This window comes from Clostridium thailandense, from assembly GCF_019207025.1.
Taxonomy (GTDB): Bacteria; Bacillota; Clostridia; order Clostridiales; family Clostridiaceae; genus Clostridium_AM; species Clostridium_AM thailandense.
The window spans coordinates 1-1,466 of the sequence record NZ_JAEEGC010000243.1 but is presented as its reverse complement, the minus strand read 5'-3'; the positions used below and the strand labels follow the sequence as shown (position 1 = coordinate 1,466).

General features: G+C 31.2%; 1 protein-coding gene, 1 tRNA gene and 1 rRNA gene. All 3 read right to left on the bottom strand.

The features are described from left to right. Positions 1-392: 392 nt before the first annotated feature. The gene (locus I6U48_RS29220; protein ID WP_218324031.1) at positions 393-1,136 is read right to left on the bottom strand and encodes a peptidylprolyl isomerase; all 744 of its coding nucleotides are present in this window, start codon (positions 1,134-1,136) and stop codon (positions 393-395) included. Between the two features lie 134 nt (positions 1,137-1,270). Continuing rightward, positions 1,271-1,346 (bottom strand) — tRNA-Phe (locus I6U48_RS29215). Between the two features lie 7 nt (positions 1,347-1,353). Then, positions 1,354-1,466 (bottom strand): 5S ribosomal RNA (rrf, locus tag I6U48_RS29210); the annotation flags it as partial.

Genomic DNA, 1,466 nt, shown 5'->3' with positions numbered 1-1,466 from the left:
GGTTTACTTTACTTAATAAAAGCTTTTTAAGATTTTAACCTCTTTTTAATTTTCAAGGATCATCGCCGCTTCATTTAAGCGACTATTATAGTTTATCATCTCTGCTTAACATTGTCAAGAACTTTTTTAATTCTTTTTGTTAAGCTTTGTCGTTTCTTCAAGCGACATGTGTTATTCTATCACATCTTTAAGGTACCATATCTACTATTTTTTCTGTTTTGTTAACTTATCGATATATTTCTTTATATTTAATATACTTTTCTCCATTATCCTTATAATGATACGCTAGGAGTTGTTGATGAATTAAGTATAAACTTGTATTAGAATAGATCTGTTTTCTCCTATAATTTAGATATATATAAAGCATAGCCACAAGAGCTATGCTTTATATATTAAAATATCTTTACAGTATATTTTTCTTTTAATTCATTGTTTAATTGTGAGTATTTAAATGCTTGTCTTTGTTGTAATAAATTATTTTTAATAGTGTCCTTTACTTCATCAAGCTTTTTAACTGCACTTTCTACTTTTTCTTCTACCTTAATTAAATGATATCCAAATTGAGTTTTTACAGGTTCACTTACCACACCTATATTAAGTCCGAATGCCGCTTCTTCAAATTCTGGAACCATTTGTCCTCTTGAAAATCTTCCTAGGCTACCACCTTGTGCATTTGATGGGCATGAAGAGTATTTTTTAGCAGCATCTTCAAATAATAACCCACTATTGATTTCACTTATTACTTCTTCTGCTTTCTCTTTTGTTTCAACTAATATGTGCTTAGCACTTACCATCTCTGGATCAACAAACGCTTGCTCATTCGCCTTATAAAAATCACTTACTTCTCCATCAGTAACAGTTACTTCATTCATCACCTTAGATATTGCAGTTTGAGTCAATATCTCCTTTTTAGCTTTTTCTAACAATTCAATATATTCTTTTTCTTCCTCTATACCTGAATCCTTAGCATAATTATAAACTAATTCAAATGCTATCATTTCTTCCAATAATTGTTTTTTACCGTCTTCTGAATTTAAATAACTCTGTCTCTCTCTTGGAAATCTCATTATAGCTGATTCCAAATCACTTTCTGTTATCTCCACACCATTTACAATTGCTAGTACTTTATTTTCCATAAATTTATTCTCCTTAAATTTATATTTTATTTAAACCTATTAACATTATTCATTATGACATACCTTTAGTTGTTTTTCTATAAAATAATTAATTTTTTAAAAATAAAAAACCCAGTTTTAAACAAACTGAGTTTTGGTGGCCAGACCAGGAATCGAACCAGGGACACGAGGATTTTCAGTCCTCTGCTCTACCGACTGAGCTATCTGGCCATATTTTACCTGGCAACGACCTACTCTCCCACAGAGTCTCCTCTGCAGTACCATTGGCACTATGAAGCTTAACCTTCGTGTTCGGAATGGGAACGGGTGTTACCTTCACGTCATTATCAC

Bases quoted from the DNA above. Each gene is read 5' to 3' on its own strand.
- I6U48_RS29220 (WP_218324031.1), bottom strand. From the start codon at position 1,136: ATGGAAAATAAAGTACTAGCAATTGTAAATGGTGTGGAGATAACAGAA.